This is a genomic window from Actinoplanes regularis, from assembly GCF_900188005.1.
Classification (GTDB): domain Bacteria; phylum Actinomycetota; class Actinomycetes; order Mycobacteriales; family Micromonosporaceae; genus Actinoplanes; species Actinoplanes regularis.
Window position 1 is genome coordinate 322,818 of record NZ_FZNR01000008.1, and the last position, 16,976, is coordinate 339,793.

Genomic DNA, 16,976 nt, shown 5'->3' on the forward strand with positions numbered 1-16,976 from the left:
GGGCCTTGTACCGTCAGTGAGATGCAGATGACCTGTCCCAAGTGCCACGGCGAGATGCGGGTCTACGAGCGCAGCGGTGTCACGATCGACCAGTGCACGGAGTGCCGCGGCATCTTCCTGGACCGCGGTGAGCTGGAGAAACTCTTCTCGGTCGAGGCCAACTACAACCGTTCCGCGCCGCCGCCCGGCCCCGCCACCCATATGCCGCCGCCGCCCGCCCCGCACGGCGGACACGGATATGTTCCGCCGCCGCCACCGCCGCCCGCCTACGGTGCCCCGGCCCCGCACTACCAGCCGGCCGCGCACTACCCGCCGGCCGCGCCACGCTACGGGCACCACGGCCACTACCGGCAACACGGCCACTACCGTCGCCGCGGCTTCCTGCACGATCTCTTCGACTGACAGTTCGCCTTTTACGGTGATCCCGCCGTTGGCTCTGCCTGACGGCTCGCTCATTTGCTGATGATCAGCGGCGCCTGTCCCGGCCGGTCCATCCGGCCGGGGCGGGCCACCGCTTTGCCCGCGCCCGTTCTGGCCTATTTCACCGATCTGAGCCGGGCGCCGAACTGGGCCTGATCGGCGGCTGAAATCAGCCGATTCGACGATGGACGAGGCGCCCTCGGTCCGTCTCCGCGATGCCTGTTCGCCGTAATTTTGGGACGGTCGCAAGACACTACTGAAACGCATCGCTCGCGAGATGTTGACCGAGAGCGATCAATCGGCGCATGGCGATCGGGCCGCCACCCTCCCTCATTGAGGGTCGCTAGCAGCGGCAACTGATGGATCGGGACCCGCGATCGCACGCCCGACGGTCCGCCCACAATGGCGTTGATCACACTCCGTGACCACAAACCGGAGCCGATCCGTCACGTTAAAGAGAACAATATCGATAATCCTCTCCTTTCGTTTGCGTTGTGAAGTCACAGGAATACGCAACGTCGCCGATCTTGGGTATTGTCACCTCGCCCCCTGTCGCGGCGAACGGAGGAAAGACCGTGACTGAAACTGAAGATCACACAGCGGACCAAGCGCTGCACAACGATCTGAAAGACGTTTATGGTCAGTATGAGGAGCTACGTTCCGGAGTGGACGAATTGCAACGCAGCCTGGCCACCATGGAGGTGCACGCCGAGTCCCCGGACGGCGTCGTGCATGCCACGGTGAACTCCGACGGTGAGCTCGTCGGCCTTCGCCTCGACGAGCGAGCCTGTCGTGAATGGAACGTCGACACCCTGGCCGGCCTGATCGTCGAGACGGTCCGGCGCGCGTCCGCCGTCAAACTCCGCCAGGTCGAGCAGCTGGTGACCACGCACCTGTCGCCGGACGAGACCGCCTGACCCGCCACCACGAGCCGCTCCCGCAGCAGCTTCGCCGGACCGACGCCCGCACGTCGGGTTGGGGGCCGCAGCCATCGCGCGGCGACCCGGCGCGTTGGCGTCACCGGCGACCGCCGCACCACGCATGCCCGGCCGCGACCGTTTCACCGCAATTGTCATGCCCGCCGCGAATTTCCTGCGGCCCGGCTTCGCGCCGAGAATCTGATCCGTCCTGCGAAGGTCCTCTGCAAAAGATCAATCCGGAACCGCTCGGAAGCAACGGCCCGGACAAACCGCAGCTAAGCCTTTAAATCGCCATATCGACAAAGCGCGACAGGTGCAGCTGTGCCGCCACCGTGATCGTGTCGGTCGGACCGTTACGGTGCTTGGCGACGATGAAATCCGCCTCGCCCGCCCGCGGCGACTCCTTGTCGTAGTAGTCGTCACGGTGCAGAAGGATCACCACGTCCGCGTCCTGCTCGATCGAGCCGGACTCACGCAGGTCGGACAGCTGGGGCCGCTTGTCCGTGCGCTGTTCGGGGCCACGGTTCAGCTGGCTGACGCCGATCACCGGGCACTCGATCTCCTTGGCCAGCAGCTTCAGGCCACGCGACAGTTCGGAGACCTCCTGCTGCCGGCTCTCGGTCTTCTTCGGCGAGGACATCAGCTGGAGATAGTCGATGACCAGGAGCTTGAGGTTGTGCCGCTGCTTGAGCCGGCGAGCCTTGGCCCGGATCTCCATCAGGTTCATGTTGGGGGTGTCGTCAACGAAGATCGGCGCCTCGCTGATCTCGCCCATCCGCCGCGCGAGCTTGGTCCAGTCGTCATCGGAGAGCTGGCCGGACCGGAGAGTGTGCAGCGGCACCCGCGCCTCGGCGGAGAGCAGCCGCATCACCATCTCGATCTTGCTCATTTCCAGCGAGAAGATGGCGCTGGCGCAGCCGTGCCGGATCGCCGCGTTACGGGCGAAGTCCATGCTCGCGGTCGACTTACCCAGACCGGGACGGCCGGCGACGATGATGAGCTGGCCCGGGTGCAGACCGTTGAGCAGCCGGTCCAGGTCGGCGAAGCCGGTCGGGACGCCGGTCATCACGCCGCCCGAAGCGCCGACCGCCTCGATCTCGTCGAGCGTCGGCTGCAGCATGTCGCCGAGCGCGGCGAAGTCCTCGCTGACCCGCTTCTCGGTCACGTCGTAGATGGCCTGCTGGGCGAGGTCGACGATGTCATCGACATCGCGCCCACCGTTGCCGCCCGTGCCGTAGCCCAGCTGCACGATCTTGGTGCCGGCCTCGACCAGGCGCCGCAGGATCGCCCGCTCGGAGACGATCCGGGCGTAGTAGGAGGCGTTGGCCGCGGTCGGCACGCTCTCGATCAGCGTGTGCAGATAGGGCACACCGCCGACCCGCTGCAGGTCACCGCTGTCGGCCAGGGCCGCCGCCACGGTCAGTGCGTCGGCCGGCTCGCCCCGCCCGTAGAGGTCGAGGATGACGTCGTAGACGGTGGCGTGCACCGGCCGGTAGAAGTCGTTGCTCTTGAGGATCTCGACCACGTCCGCGATCGCGTCCTTGGAGAGCAGCATGCCGCCCAGCACGCCCTGCTCGGCCGCGACGTCCTGCGGGGGCGCCTTGTCGAACTGGCCGCCGTTCGGCGACTCGGCGCGGGCGAAACCGCCGCCTTGGGGTCCCCCGGTCGGCTGAGATGGAGGACGCGGATCCGGCCGTGCGTCGTCAGTGATCGACACCGGGACATCCCCCCTCGAGACCATGCCACCATCACGATCGAACAAACCTCGGACGACTCGTTCGGCCGTCCCGGCGGGAACTTCAGCAGAACTTGTCGATCAGAGGGCTGGACCACTGTACGAACCCCGCCGCCACCAGCCCAACTGCCTCGGTGGACGAGCCTCGGGACAAGCTGTGGACAGGTGGCTGATACCTGTGGGCAGGCCTGTGCACAGCATGTGGACAACTTCTGGGGAAAAAGCCTCAGCAGCACTTTTCCGCGTCCTTCCTGTGGAAGGCAGAAAAGCTGATGGATCTGCCGAAATACCGGGTCGGGTGAGCAAGCCGTCGCTGTGAGGCGTTGCGATTCCGCCTCCGGCGCGTCACCCTTTCCAGGTGGACCAACGGGAGTGGGACTACGGCGCCCGCATGTCGCGCGACAGGCGCGCTGCGGAGGCTTGGCCCGTTCCAGAAACAGAGATCAGAGAATCCGAGCCGCGGTGGGCCTCGCTGACCGACACCGGCAGCATGACCCCGAGCCCGGAAGCCCTCACCTGGCAGGCCCGTGCGGACGCCTGGGCACAGCAATCCGACCTCGAGCCTTACTCGGGCGGTGGCGGCCAGGCCATCGAGCCGGCGAACCGCTGGACGGACGTGACCTCCACCGGGCGCCCCGCGTTCCCGGCAGACGGCGTCGGCTGGCGCAGCCAGACCGCGGAGTGGCGGGCCACCGGCGCGCGCTGGCGGCAGACCACCGAGTGGCGCTCGTCCACCGGCTCGCACGTCTGGCGTTCGACCACCGAGGCGTGGCAGGACGGCGAAGAGGGCACCGAGACGCCCGGCCGCCCGACCATCTCCGGCACCGCCTGGGCCACGTCGGAACTGGAGTCCGGCCGGGAGAGCACCCGGGACATCTCGTCGACCTGGTCCGAGACCCCGTCCTGGCAGCGCGACGCGGATCCGGGCCGGGCCGCGACCACCCCGGTCGAGCAGACCTGGGGCAGTCCCAGCACGCCGTCGTGGCAGCAGCCGTCCGCGCAGACCCCGTCCTGGCAACAACCGGATCAGACTCCGTCCTGGCAGCAGCCCAGCCAGACTCCCTCCTGGCAGCAGCCGTCCGCGCAGACCCCGTCCTGGCAACAACCGGATCAGAGCCCGTCCTGGCAGCAGCCCAGTCAGACCTCGTCCTGGCAGCAGCCTGGTCAGAGTTCCTCGTGGCAGCAGTCCGCTCAGGCCCCCTCCTGGCAGCAGTCGTCGTCGCCGACGCCGCCCCGGCAGCGGGCCGCCGACTCGTGGTCACCGTCCGCCCCGGCCGGCGGTTACCGGGCCGCTGAGAGCGCCGCACCGTCGTCCGCCTGGGACAGCGGCCGCCTCTCCCCCGGGGAGAACACCACCGACGTCACCGGCTGGGACCGTTCCGGGGGTCCGGGCTGGCAGGCCGGGCCGCGCGACGACGGCCGGCACTTCGTCCGGGAGGACGACCGCGCCGCCTGGCAGCGCGCGGACGACGAGTGGTCCACGCGACGCGGCCGGCGGCGCGCCCCGGAGCCGGACGGCCAGCAGCCCTCCGGCGGCACCGGCTGGTCCGGCACCGCCGACACGGACAACTGGGCCGGCCACGCCGACACCGGCAGCATTCAGCTCTCCCCGGGCTCGCCGATCGCCGACCCGGGGCCGCCCGCGCCGTCCTGGGGCAGCCGCTCCGCCCGGCGGAACTACGAGGCCGAGCAGGGTTACGACGACCGTTCCGGCCGCGGCTACGCCGCGGAACAGGGCGGCGCCTACGGTGAGCGCGGCGGCCAGACCCCTATTCAGTACGGCGTACGCCCCGACTCCGCCCGCCGAGCCGCGCCCGAGGACACCCCGGCCGGCGCGAGCGGCCGGATCGAGAACGCCGCCGCCTCCAACGGCCTGCCCGGACGCCAGCGCGGCGACGACCGGCGCGCCGCCCAGGGCCCGCAGCGCTACAACGCGAATCCGACGAACTGGCGCGAGGACACCGCGTCCTGGGACCCGGAGAAGGACGACACCAGCAACTGGACCCGCGACCCGGACACCGGCCAGTGGAGCCGTGCCGAGGAGGACCCGCGGGTGCTCGCCTGGCGCGCCGAGGCGGCCCGCCGCGAGCAGATGAAGCAGGAGGACGCCGAGGCGCCCGCCCAGCCCACCGGACCATCCGGCGGTGACGGTCGGCGCGGCCGACGTGACGACGGGCCCACCGGGCCGGTCGGCGGTGTCCAGGACGGTCCCCGCCCCCGCAGTGCCATGCCCAGCGGTGGTTGGTCGAACGGTGAGATGCCCGGCCCGGCCACCCCCCGCAGCGGCATGCCCGGCGGCACCCCGTGGAACGGCGCCGACCAGCCGGAACCCACCGTCTCCGGCCGCTTCCGCACCGGCCAGCCCGAGCCTTCCAGCTCGGGACGGTTCCGCATGGACCAGCCCGAGCCGACCGTCTCCGGCCGCTTCTACACCGGCCAGCCCGAGCCGTCCGCTTCCGGCCGGTTCCGGGCCGACCAGCCTGAGCCGGGTCCCTACCCCACCCAGCGCGTTTCTCCGGACGCGTACGGGAGCGACAGCAGTCGTCGGCGCGCTCCGGAGGACGACTATCCCGCCGAGAGCTGGCGGCAGGGTCCGATGCCACCGCGTCAGAACCCGCCACGCGAGCTGCCCGCCGGCCGTTCCGGTTGGTCCCAGGCCGGGCCCGGCGCCCAGCGTGAGCTGCCCGCCGGCCCGTCGCGCTGGTCCGAGTCCGGTGCCCAGCCCGAACCGCCCGGCCGTTCGTCCTGGCAGGAGGAGCGCGCCCCGCGGCAGCCCGGCTACGGCGCCGCTGGGCCTGAGTCCTGGCAGGAGCGGGACCCGCGACAGTCCGGCTACGGTGCCGCCGACGCTTACGGGGCTCGTGATTCACGCGGTGCCGGCGATCCAAGAGATGCACGCGAGCCTTACGGGGCTCGTGACCCACGCGGTGCCGGCGACCCGAGAGATGCACGCGAGCCTTACGGGGCTCGTGACCCACGCGGTGTCGGCGACCCGAGAGATGCACGCGAGCCTTACGGGGCTCGTGACCCACGCGGTGCCGGCGACCCGAGGGACACACGGGAGCCCTACGGTTCCCGCCAGCCTTACGGCGACGAGGCGGAGTCCGGTCGGGCCGCACGCCGAGCCGGTGGACCTGCCTACGGCGGTCCGGAGGACAACGGCCAATCCTGGCCCGACACCCGCCGGGCCAGCACCGCCCGCGAGTTGCCGGCCGGCAGTTCCTCTCGCGAGCCGTCCTACGGCATGCGGGAACTGCCCGCCGCCCCGCAGCGGCGGGACGACGAATACGGCGAGCCGGCGCGGCGTGAGCCTCGTAAACCGGCTTATGGCGGACAGCGCGCACTGCCCAGCGGGCCCTACCGGCCCGAGCAGGAGAATCCCGGTTTCGAGACCGACCGCTACGGCAATCCACGGCGCCCGGACGACGAGGACGACCCGCCCTACGGCGGCGGAGGGCGTGGTCCGGGTGACTGGCGTGGTCCTGGCCCTGGCCCCGGCCCTTCCCGAGGCGGCGGCGGAGCGGCTGCCGGCTGGAACGACTCCGACTCGGGTAACGGTGGCTACCGCGGCGGCGGCCCGGATGGCCCTGGTTACCGCGGCGGCCCAGATGGCTCCGGTTACCGTGGCGGCCCGGATGGCTCTGGCTACCGCGGTGGTGCACCGGGTGGTGGGGGCTTCCGGGGCAGCATGGACGGTCCACCTTCAGGGAAGCCGGTAGATCCGAGCGGTCCCTGGCGTGCCGACGCGAACGGAGCGTCCGCACCGGTCAACGGCACCGTGACCGGAGCCGTCGCACCGTCCGGCGGCGCTGTGAGCGGTGCCGTCGTACCGCCCGGCGGCGACTGGCGCGCTGAGTTCAACGGCGGCGGAACCGCGGTCAGTACCGCTCCGGTCTCCGGCGCCGCAGGCTACCGCACCGCCGCGGCTCCGAACAGCGACTGGCGCGCCGACATGAACGGCGGCGGTGGCAGTGCCGCTCCGGTCTCTGGCTATCGTGCCGCCGCGGCCCCCAGCAACGACTGGCGCGCCGACATGAGCGCAGCGCCGACCGCGGCCCCGGTCTCCGGCGCTGCCAGCTACCGTGCCGCCGCGACCACCACGAGTGCAGCCCCCGTCTCCGGCGCCGCTGGCTACCGCGCCGCCGCAACAGCCACTACGAGTGCGGCCCCGGTCTCCGGCGCTGCCGGTTACCGCGCCGCCGCAACAGCCACCACGAGTGTGGCCCCGGTTTCCGGCGCTGCCGGCTACCGCGCCGCCGCGACCACCACCACGACCGCCGCCCCGGCCACCGACGACTGGCGCCGCGAACTCGCCCGCGACTCCGGTCCGGCCGACGGCGAGCCCCAACGCTTCAGCACCTCCGATTTCCCACCCTTTCGGCCCAGCGGCTCAGCCGCGGTCTCGGGAGAGACGAACCTGGCGCTGAGCGCTACCTCGGTGATCTCGGTGCCCCCGGCGGCCGCTCCGGCCGCCGCCCCGGAGGAAGACACCACGTGGCCGCCGCGCCGCGCTGCCAACGGCGCCGTAGCCCCGCAAGAGGACACCTCCTGGCCGCCGCGCGGGGCTGTCAACGGCGCCGCGGCCCTGCAGGAGGACACTTCTTGGCCGCCACGGCGCGCTGGGAACGGCGCCGCAGATCTGCAGGAGGACACCACCTGGCCGCCGCGGCGCGCTGGGGACGGCGCCACAGACCTGCAGGAGGACACCACCTGGCCGCCGCGCCGCGCGGTGAGCGGCGCTCTCTTCGAGAACAGCGGCTCCTACGAGCGGCGCCCGGTCAGCAACGGCCTGCTCTCCGGCAGCCAGAACGACCTCCTCAACGCGGACGACGAGGACGAGGCGGAGACGTCCAACAGTCCGCTCGCCGCCGTCGGCTACACCGTCGTCTGGTACGGCGTTCCGGCCGTCCTCTTCATCGTGGGTATCTTCCTGCTCAACAGCGGCCAGCGTTCCCACGCCCTGCAGACCCTCGCCGATGCCGCCCCCGAGTTCGGCATCTCTCTGACGCTGAGCATCATGGTCGCCTTCGGCCTGCGCTTCGCCACCACCGCCTGGAAGTCCGCCAGCGTGGGCCTCGCCGCCGCGGTCGTCGGCGGTGGCCTGGCCACGGTCCTGAGCTCCGCCATCACCGGCAACAGCCTCAGCTGACCCACAACCGGCCGCTCAAAGCGCCGGAACCACCCACAGCCCGGTCAAGGCCCTCAGAAGCTGGCCATTCATGGGTCCTTGGACGCTCACCAGCACGATCATCGCGGGGTCGGTGCGCGGCCACATCATGAACCGGTCAGGGCCCTCAGAAACCGGCCCACTCACAAACCCGGTCAGGCCCCCAGCTGACGGCGCCCACCAACCGATCAAGGCTCTCGGAAGCTGACCGGCCACGGCTCTCGGAAGCTGACCCGCTAACGAACCCGGCCAAGCATCCGACAACCGACCCCACCCACCAGCCGATCAAGGCTCTAGGAGGGACTGTAAGAAAAATTTACAGTCCCTACAGTCCCGATAGTCCCGCCGCGGGCAGGGTGAACGTGAAGCAGGAACCGCCGCCGGGGTTGTCCGATGCGGTGATGGTGCCTCCGTGGCGTTCCACGATCCGTTTGCAGATGGCCAGGCCGAGGCCGGTGCCGTGGTATCCGCTGTCCGGATGCGCGCGATGGAAGTTTTCGAAGATCGAGTTGTGTTGCCCTGGAGGTATCCCGATGCCGTTGTCGGCGATACAGATCGTCACGGTGTCGCCGGTGCGGGCCGCGGTGATGGTCAGGGCCGGGGTGACGCCCGGACCGGTGTATTTGATCGCGTTCCCGATCAAGTTGTCCATCAGTTGGCGCAGTAGGACCGGGTCGGCCTGCACTGCCGGCAGGACACCGATCGTGAACCGGGGTTCCTGCTGGCCGGCCGCCGCCGCCGAGTCGGACCGGGCGACGGCGATGTCGGCGGTGAGCGCGGTCAGGTCCACCGGGACCGCGGAGACCTCGGCCTTGCGGGCGGTGGTGTACGCGAGCAGACCGTCGATGAGCCCGCGCATGCGCGCGGCGGCCCGGTCGGCGCGGGTCAGATCGTCGAGGGCCTGGTCGAGGATGGTGTGCGGCGGTAGGTCGGACAGCAGGTCGCGGGCTGCGGCGGTCCAGCCGCCGAGGCAGGCGAGAGGGTTGAGCAGGTCGTGCGCGACGACGCCGGCGAAGTTGGTCAGCTCGTCGCGGTGCCGGCGTTCGGCGGTCACGTCGTGGACGAGGATGACCGCGCTACTGGTTCCGTCGGGGCGTGGCAGGGGGGAGGCGTTGACCCGGACGATGTGTCCCGGGCCGGTGCCCGGCGGTTGGATCAGGATGTCCTCGCCGCGGACGTTCTCGCCACCCATGGCCCGCATGGAAGGGCGTTCGTGGATTGCGTACGGGGTGCCGTCGAGGTGGAGGTGCCGGTACCCGGTGTTGCGGATGTCGCGGAAGGGTCCCAGGAGCTCGGTGGCGGCAGGGTTGCGCAGCGACACGTGACCGTCGGGTTCGACCACCACGAGCCCGCCGGCCACCGTGTCGATGATCGCGGCGAGCAGAGCGGAGTGCGCGGCGGCGCGCTCCTGCTGGGTGACGAGTTCGGCCTTCTCCCTGGCGAGCGCGACGACCAGCGCGGCGCGTTCATCGCGGCCCAGCGCCAGCGCGAGCCCGACCACGGTGACCAGGGCGAGGAAGAGCTGGACGATGGCGGCCCGGACGATGGGCTCGGTGACGTGCGCGAACGGCCCGGACTCGTCGAGGGTGTACCGCACCGCGATGACGGTGACCACGCAGTTGTGCAGCAGCAGGAACGGCGTGCAAAGCCGGGTGGCCACCAGGACGGTTCCGCCGAGCAGCGCGAACGACAGCGGCAGGCGGTCGGTGTACCCGAAACCGGCCAGGTAGACGGCGGTCGTCCCGGCGAGGATCACCACGTACTCGGCGCGGCGCCACCGCGAGGTGGCAGCCAGCCGTGCCCTGCCATGCCGCAGCCACCCGGCCGCCGAGCCGAAGCGGGCGGTGACCGTGGTGAGGGCCGCCCCGGCGAATACACCGACCGAACCGATGATCATGATGCCGGTCGTGCGCTGGGTCAGGTACAGGCCGAGGTGCGTCCATGGCAGGCGTCCAGTGGTCAGCCATTCACCGGTGACCGCGGCAACCGAACCGCAGGCGCTCGCCCCGATCGCAGCGCCGAGCATCCCCCAGAGATCACGTGGGGCACGCATCGGTGCGATGCCGCCCGCTCCCCACAGCGACGGCCGCCAACGGGCCAGCAGCAGGGCGAAAACGGTACCCTGCAGGACCCCGCCGATCCCGAAGAGCAGCGCGGCGAGGAGTGTCGGAGTTTTCGTCACCAGCGTTGTCGCGGCGAGGACCAGCGGCAGCGCCACGGCGTCCGCCCAGCGGGCGCGGGCGTGCCGCTGGGCGCAAAACCAGATCGCCGTCACGCCGGCGGCCGGCCACACCAGGGCGATCCCGGCCGCATCGGTCGCGGTGCGCCATCCCAGCAGCACCGCGGCGCCGTACACGATGGCGAACAGCGCGGTCCGGGCAAGCGAGCGCGGGTAGGTCATCGTCACCGCGACCTTCACGTGGAGTCCGACATACGCCCTATCGGCCAGTTCCTCTAGGCGCTGAGTCCCGCCAACCTCAGACCGTTTCGCCGCTTACCGTTCGGCGGCCCGCCGCGGCCAGGTCGGCCGGCGAACCTCGACCATCAGTGAAACCTGGCCATGATCTTGGACCCGAACACGTTAGTGGGCTATAAGTGCGCTTTAGGTAGGTTTCGGGTTTGAGTTGGAGTCAGGGCCGCTGGTGGGAGGCGGTTCGGCTGGCTAGGAAGCTGACCGGCCACGGCTCTCGGAAGCCGACCCGCTAACGAACCCAGCCAGGCACCCGACAACCGACCCACCCACCAACTGGTCAGGGTCTCGAAGCTGACCCGCCTACGAACCGGTCAGGCCCGAGGCCGGCCCACTGGCCCGGTCAGAACCGTGGAAGGCCGTCCCGGTCGGGACCGGTGCGGGCAAAACCCGCTCGGATGCTGGGGCTGCTGCGGGTCGTTCTCGGGTGAAAGCACGAAACGGCATGCCGAGCCAGAGCCCGGCATGCCGTTTCGCGATGGTGCGAGAAGCCTTACTTGGCGGCGACCACGTTCACCGGGAACGTGGCGGTCACCTCGGGGTGCAGCTTGACCTGGACGTTGTACGAGCCCGTGGTCTTGATCTGACCCGGCAGCTCGAGACGACGCCGGTCCAGCGCCGGACCGCCGGCGGCCTTGACGGCCTCGACGATCTCGGTCGGGGTGATCGAGCCGAACAGGCGGCCGGCGTTGCCGGAACGCGCGCTCAGCGTGACCTTGAGGCCGGACAGCTGGGCCTTGACCTCGTTCGCCTGGCCCAGGTCCCGGATCTCGCGCGCCTCACGGGCCCGCTTGATGACCACGACCTGCTTCTCGGCGCCCTTGCTCCACTGGATGGCGAAGCCCTGCGGAAGCAGGTAGTTACGGCCGTAGCCGTTCTTCACCTCGACGATGTCGCCGGGAGTACCGAGGCCCGAAACCTCCTGAGTGAGGATGATCTTCATTTGCGTCATCCCTCTCAGCGCGCCGTCGCCGTGTACGGCAGGAGCGCCATCTCACGGGCGTTCTTGACCGCGCGGGCGATCTGCCGCTGCTGCTGCGAAGTCACACCGGTGACGCGGCGGGCACGGATCTTGCCGCGGTCAGAGATGAACTTCCGCAGGAGCGCGGTGTCCTTGTAGTCGATGTAGGTGATCCCGTCCTTGTCGAGCGGGTTCACCTTCTTCTTCGGCTTGCGAAGCGCCGCAGCCTTAGCCATTGCTCTTACTCCTGAACTCAAGAAAGCCCGAGGGCTTAGAAGGGAGGCTCGTCGTCGAACGAGGAGTTGCCACCGCCGGAACGGTTGCTGGAGGCGGGTGCAGCCGTCGCCCACGGGTCGTCGTAGTCGTTGTTGCTCCGACCACCGCCGCCACCGTTGAACTGCTGCCGGTTCCCACCGCCGCCACCACTGGAGGCGCCGAAGCCACCCCCACCGCCGCCGGACCGGCTCGTCTTCTGCACCTTCGCCGTGGCGTAGCGCAGGGACGGGCCGATCTCGTCGACCTCGAGCTCTACGACGGTGCGCTTCTCTCCCTCTTTGGTGTCGTACGTGCGCTGACGCAGCCGGCCCTGCACGATCACCCGAGCGCCGCGCTGCAGCGACTCGGAAACGTGCTCGGCGGCGTCACGCCAGACGCTGCACGACAGGAAGAGTGGCTCGCCGTCCTTCCACTCGTTCGACTGCCGGTCCAAAGTCCGCGGGGTGGAAGCGATACGGAATGAACAGACCGCCGCTCCCGAATTGGTGAAGCGCAGCTCAGGGTCGTTGACCAGGTTGCCAACAACCGTGATTACGGTTTCTCCAGCCATGAAACTTCTCCTCGCCGCTCAAGTCGTTGACGCAAAGGGTCTCAGGACCCTCTGACAAAAACGCCTCAGCGGGTCTCGGGACGGATGACCTTGGTCCGCAGGATGGACTCGTTGAGGCGGAGCTGACGATCCAGCTCGGCCACGGCCTCGGGCGTCGCCTGCAGGTCGACGACCGCGTAGATGCCTTCGGCCTTCTTGTTGATCTCGAACGAGAGCCGGCGACGGCCCCAGACGTCGAGCTTCTCCACCGAGCCACCCGCGGTCCTGATGACGTTCAGGTACTGGTCGAGCGACGGGGCAACGGTGCGTTCCTCGAGCGAAGGATCGAGGATCACCATGAGTTCGTAATGACGCAAGACATTCACCTCCTATGGGCTTTGCGGCCACGGTCTCTCCGTGGCAGGAGGTCTTGTGTCGAACGCAGAAGAACGCCGTGGAAAACAGTGCCTGCTAGAGACTCACTAGAGGCGACCCACGGCGATGCGGTCTGCGAACCGAGCCAGCATACCCAGGTGGGGCGCCGTGTCCCAAAACGAAGGCCCCGTCCGGTGGACGGGGCCTTCGTCATGCAGAGCCGCGGGGCGTCCGGCCCAGTTCGTTGGGTGGGACCTGGGGAGGAACGACCACACCGATGAGGTGGGCGCGGTCGCCCCGCGGAGCCTTACAAGGGAAAGCTTACGCCAGATTTGACCGAGATGCACGTTGCGACACGATTGCCCGAATAGCCGCCGCCAGTACGCCCAGGGCGCAAACGATCGCGACCAGACCGAGCAGGCCGATCGGGCGGCCGGTGCGCAGCGGCTCGATCGCGGCGACCTCCTCCACCGCGGGCGCGGCGACCGGCTCGTCCGACTGACCGGCAAGAGGTCCGGCGGAGACGGGTGCGGCCAGGTCCGTGGCGGTCAGCCCGGCCAGCGCCCGGTCGGCGGGGAGGAGCGCCTTCCCGTCACCCGGCGGCATCCCGGCGAACGTCGGGTCACCGGCTTCCGACGTACCCGCAATCATGCTTTTGATCTGCTGATCGGCGTCGCCGAGCGGCGCGGCCGGGGCGCCGCCGACGGTCTTTGCTCGCGCCGCCTGCGACTCGGCGTCGGGCTTCTGGAGGCCCACCTGGGAGGTGGCCTGCGTGGGACGCGCCGGACGCGAATCCGGCGAGCTGGTGTCCGGTAGAGCCGAGCCCGAGGCCGGCGCCTGCTTGGACGAGCCGGATGCCGCCGGCGTCCGGCTCGTGGCATCCGAATCGCTGGGCGTCGGCTTCGTGAGCGTCGCCGCGGTGGACGGTACGGCGGTGACCAGCATCGGCACCGGGTCGCTGGGGCTCGCGCAGGTCGGGGTGAGCCGCACCGGGGTCGTGCCGCGGCGGAACAGGACCTCGGTCGCACCGTCGGCCGGAATGACACCCTTCGGCTCGCCGCCCACCTCCAGCCGCGCGTCGTGGCCGGTGCGATTGACCACTTGTACGGCGCTCTCCTCGGGCACCGTCATCTTCTCGACCCTGGGTTTGGAACCACAGGTCAGCCCGAGCACGCCGCCGTCGAAGGTCGCCCGCCGACTGCTCGGCTCGGCCGGGTCTGCGCTGGCCGCACCCGGGATGAGCAGCGGAACGCCGAAGATCAGGCCGCCGGCCACCAGCGCCGTCATCCGGTATCGGAACCGCCGCGTCATGCACATCTCCCCAGTTCGCCGCCGGTCACGACCGGCAATCGGTCAAACGTGATCGATGGGACTAACGAGACGAGTCGAAGGCCGGTGACGCTCGCCGGAGAGTGTCGGACCGGCGTCGTAGGCTCGTCTCATGCGCATCGGAGCCCATGTCGATCCCGCCGACCCGCTGGCCGAGGCCGCCGCCCGCGGCGCCGAGGCGGTGCAGTTCTTCTTGACCGACCCGCAGAGTTCCAAGACCCCAGAACCCCGCGAGGACGTGGAGCGGCTACGCGCCTCCGAGGTAGACATCTACATCCACGCGCCGTATCGGATCAACGTCGCCTCACCGAACAACAGGATCCGCATCCCGAGCCGCAAACTGCTGCTGACGCATGCCCGGGCCGCGGCCGAGGTCGGCGCGAAGGGCCTGATCGTGCACGGCGGGCATGTCGGTGGCGGCGCCGACCTCGCCGACGGGTTCGTGAGCTGGCGGAAGGTCTTCGAGTACGCCGAGAGCGAGGGCGGCTTCCCGCTGCCGATCCTGATCGAGAACACGGCCGGCGGGGACAACGCGTGCGCCCGGCGCTTCGACGATGTGGCCCGGCTGTGGGACGAGGTCGGACGGTTCGGCGCCGGGTTCTGCCTGGACACCTGTCACGCCTTCGCCGGCGGGGAGGACCTGGTCGGCATCGTCGACCGAGTGAAGGCGATCACCGGACGAATCGACCTTATTCACGCGAATGACTCCAAGGGGGGTTTCGACTCGGGTCAGGACCGGCACGACAACCTGGGGAGTGGAAAGATCGACCCCGAGTTGGTGGTCGCCGCCATCCGTGCCTCCGGGGCTCCAGCCATTGTGGAGACCCCCGGTGGAGTGGAGGGGCAGAGTGCCGACATCGCCCTGCTGCGGCAGCGGTCGGGCGCCTGACGTACTGGTCCGGGGAGAGTCATGACCGAGCAGCCGCAACAGCTCTCGACCAAGTCCGCCAGTGACGGCACGGATCTGCCGGAGCGGCGGGAGCCGAGAAAGAAGCGGCTGTTCGGGATCTTCGGATCCAGGCGGGCGGAGAAGAGGGCCGGTTCGGGGTCCTCGGAGGTCGCCGGTCCTGCCGGAGCTTCTGACCGGTCGGACATGTCGGGCGGTAAGACGTCGACGGCCGAAGGCGGGAAGCCTGACGCTGCGACACCTGACAAACCAGCGTCGGACCGAGCCGTGGCCGACAAGGCCGTGACCGATGAAACCAAGGTCGACAAGGCCGCGGCTGACGACACCAAGGCTGACGAGCCGAGCGTAGGCAAAGCCGAACCCTCGGTGGACAAATCCCCGACGGGACCCAGCGGTTCGGAGACGTCTGGGGACGAAAAGGCTGCAAAGACCGCGGTCGAGGTCGCCCTCGACGAGGACGCAAAGGACGCGGCAAAGGCTTCCGCCGACGAAGATGCAAAGGACGCGCCGGAGGTCTCCGCCGGCGAGGATGCGAAGGGGACGGAGGAAGGCGGGAAGGCGAAGCGGAAGCGTACGAAGCTGCCGGAGACCCGACCTCCTGGAGTACCGCCAGACCCCTGGAGCGCCTTCACCGCCATCGCGCCGGAGAGGCCTCCTGGCCGGATCCGGCGTGGGCTCCGAGCGATCGGGCGACGGTTCGTTCACGAATACGCCTTGACCATCTACCTCTCAGTGATCTTCGCGGCCGGGCTGTCCTGGCCGACGCTGCGCGATCCCCTGCACACCCTGCCGCAGGACCTCGGTGACCCGACCCGCCAGGCGTGGCAGGTCTCCTGGCTGGGCCACGTCCTGCAAACCAATCCGATCAAGATCTGGCAGACGAACGCCTACTTCCCGACCACGGACACCCTGGCGTACGGCGACAGCCTGCTCGGCTACGCGCCCGCCGGCCTGCTCGGCACCGGCCCGGAAGCGGCGGTGCTGCGGTACAACATCCTGTTCGTGCTGGCCCATGCCCTGCTGCTGTTCGGCGCCTACGCTCTGGTGCGCCAGCTCGGTGCCCGGCCCATCGGTGCCGCGGTGGCGGCTGCCGCCTTCGCGTACGCCCCCTGGCGGCTCGCTCAGGAGGGGCACCTCAACATCGTCTCGGCCGGTGCGATCCCGCTCGCCCTGGCGTTGCTCGCCCGGGGCCACGGCTGGTCCCTCCGCTACCGGTTCCGGCCCACGCGTCGCCACTCCGGATGGGCCGCACTCGGCTGGCTGGTTGCGACCTGGCAGCTCAGTCTGGGCTTCGCGCTCGGCGTCGCGTTCGCGTACGTACTCGGCGCTGTGCTGGTCTTTCTGCTGTTTGCTGTGCCGATTCGGCGGCTCGTGCAGCGCCGCGGGGAGAAGCGACGTCTGGCCGCGCAGCGCAAGGCAGCGCCTGAAGCCAAGACCGACGCTGAGCCCAAGGCAGAACCTGAAGCCAAGGCAGAACCTGAAACCAAAACCGACCCCGAAGCCAAGGTCGGCCCTGAAGCCAAGGCCGCCGGCCCTGAAGCCAAGGCGGAGCCTGAATCCAAAACCGATGCTGAAGCCGAGGCCGGCCCTGAGGCCAAGGCGGAGCCTGGGGCCAAGACCAAACAAGACAAGGCAGAGCAGGGCAGGGCGGAGCAGGGCAAGGTAGCGCCTGGAATCAAGGCAGAGCCTGCGACCAAAGCCGACCCGGACGAGCCGGAGCAGGACAAAGCAGAGCAGGACAAGGAAGCGCCTGACGCCAAGGCAGAACCTGCGACCAAGACCGACCCAGACAAGCCGGAGCAGGACAAAGCAGAGCAGGACAAGGAAGCGCCTGACGCCAAGGCAGAACCTGCGACCAAGACCGACCCAGACAAGCCGGAGCAGGAC

12 protein-coding genes are annotated in these 16,976 nt (G+C 69.7%); 5 read left to right on the plus strand and 7 right to left on the minus strand.

Annotated features, from left to right (window positions below; translation table 11 throughout):
• Positions 1–21: 21 nt before the first annotated feature.
• Both CHC09_RS22925 and CHC09_RS22930 read left to right on the plus strand, forming a co-directional pair.
• Positions 22–402 (plus strand): TFIIB-type zinc ribbon-containing protein, encoded by a 381-nt coding sequence (locus CHC09_RS22925; protein WP_089295220.1) that lies wholly within the window; start codon positions 22–24, stop codon positions 400–402.
• 593 nt (positions 403–995) lie between these two features.
• The gene (locus CHC09_RS22930; RefSeq protein ID WP_089295221.1) at positions 996–1,337 is read left to right on the plus strand and encodes a YbaB/EbfC family nucleoid-associated protein; all 342 of its coding nucleotides are present in this window, start codon (positions 996–998) and stop codon (positions 1,335–1,337) included.
• Positions 1,338–1,623: 286 nt separating this feature from the next.
• On the opposite strand, the gene dnaB is transcribed toward CHC09_RS22930, so the two are convergent.
• A complete protein-coding gene (dnaB, locus tag CHC09_RS22935) occupies positions 1,624–3,057 on the minus strand; it encodes a replicative DNA helicase (RefSeq protein WP_089295222.1) in 1,434 nt (477 codons plus the stop codon).
• A gap of 508 nt (positions 3,058–3,565) precedes the next feature.
• Here dnaB and CHC09_RS45355 point away from each other — a divergent pair.
• Positions 3,566–8,224, plus strand: a complete 4,659-nt coding sequence (locus CHC09_RS45355) for a hypothetical protein (RefSeq protein ID WP_143232474.1) — start codon at positions 3,566–3,568, stop codon at positions 8,222–8,224.
• Positions 8,225–8,567: 343 nt separating this feature from the next.
• On the opposite strand, the gene CHC09_RS22965 is transcribed toward CHC09_RS45355, so the two are convergent.
• From CHC09_RS22965 to CHC09_RS22990, 6 genes are all read right to left on the minus strand, one after another.
• Positions 8,568–10,643 (minus strand): ATP-binding protein, encoded by a 2,076-nt coding sequence (locus CHC09_RS22965; protein ID WP_089295272.1) that lies wholly within the window; start codon positions 10,641–10,643, stop codon positions 8,568–8,570.
• 562 nt (positions 10,644–11,205) lie between these two features.
• Positions 11,206–11,655, minus strand: coding sequence for a 50S ribosomal protein L9 (gene rplI, locus CHC09_RS22970; RefSeq protein WP_089295228.1), 450 nt, complete (start codon positions 11,653–11,655; stop codon positions 11,206–11,208).
• A 14-nt stretch (positions 11,656–11,669) separates the two neighbouring features.
• Entirely contained in the window at positions 11,670–11,909 is a 240-nt protein-coding gene (gene rpsR / locus CHC09_RS22975) for a 30S ribosomal protein S18 (protein ID WP_007073789.1), read from the minus strand.
• Between the two features lie 35 nt (positions 11,910–11,944).
• Positions 11,945–12,499, minus strand: a complete 555-nt coding sequence (locus tag CHC09_RS22980) for a single-stranded DNA-binding protein (protein ID WP_089295229.1) — start codon at positions 12,497–12,499, stop codon at positions 11,945–11,947.
• Positions 12,500–12,564: 65 nt separating this feature from the next.
• The gene (gene rpsF / locus CHC09_RS22985) at positions 12,565–12,855 is read right to left on the minus strand and encodes a 30S ribosomal protein S6 (RefSeq protein WP_014448192.1); all 291 of its coding nucleotides are present in this window, start codon (positions 12,853–12,855) and stop codon (positions 12,565–12,567) included.
• A gap of 319 nt (positions 12,856–13,174) precedes the next feature.
• Complete coding sequence (locus CHC09_RS22990) at positions 13,175–14,164, minus strand: hypothetical protein (RefSeq protein ID WP_143232475.1); 990 nt, start codon at positions 14,162–14,164, stop codon at positions 13,175–13,177.
• A 130-nt stretch (positions 14,165–14,294) separates the two neighbouring features.
• On the opposite strand from CHC09_RS22990, the gene CHC09_RS22995 reads away from it, so the two are divergent.
• Positions 14,295–15,071: a deoxyribonuclease IV gene (locus tag CHC09_RS22995; protein WP_089295231.1), complete on the plus strand. Its 777-nt coding sequence runs from the start codon at positions 14,295–14,297 to the stop codon at positions 15,069–15,071.
• Positions 15,072–15,092: 21 nt separating this feature from the next.
• The coding region (locus CHC09_RS46485) for a LapA family protein (protein WP_483398208.1) at positions 15,093–16,976 on the plus strand (1,884 nt) is incomplete at its 3' end.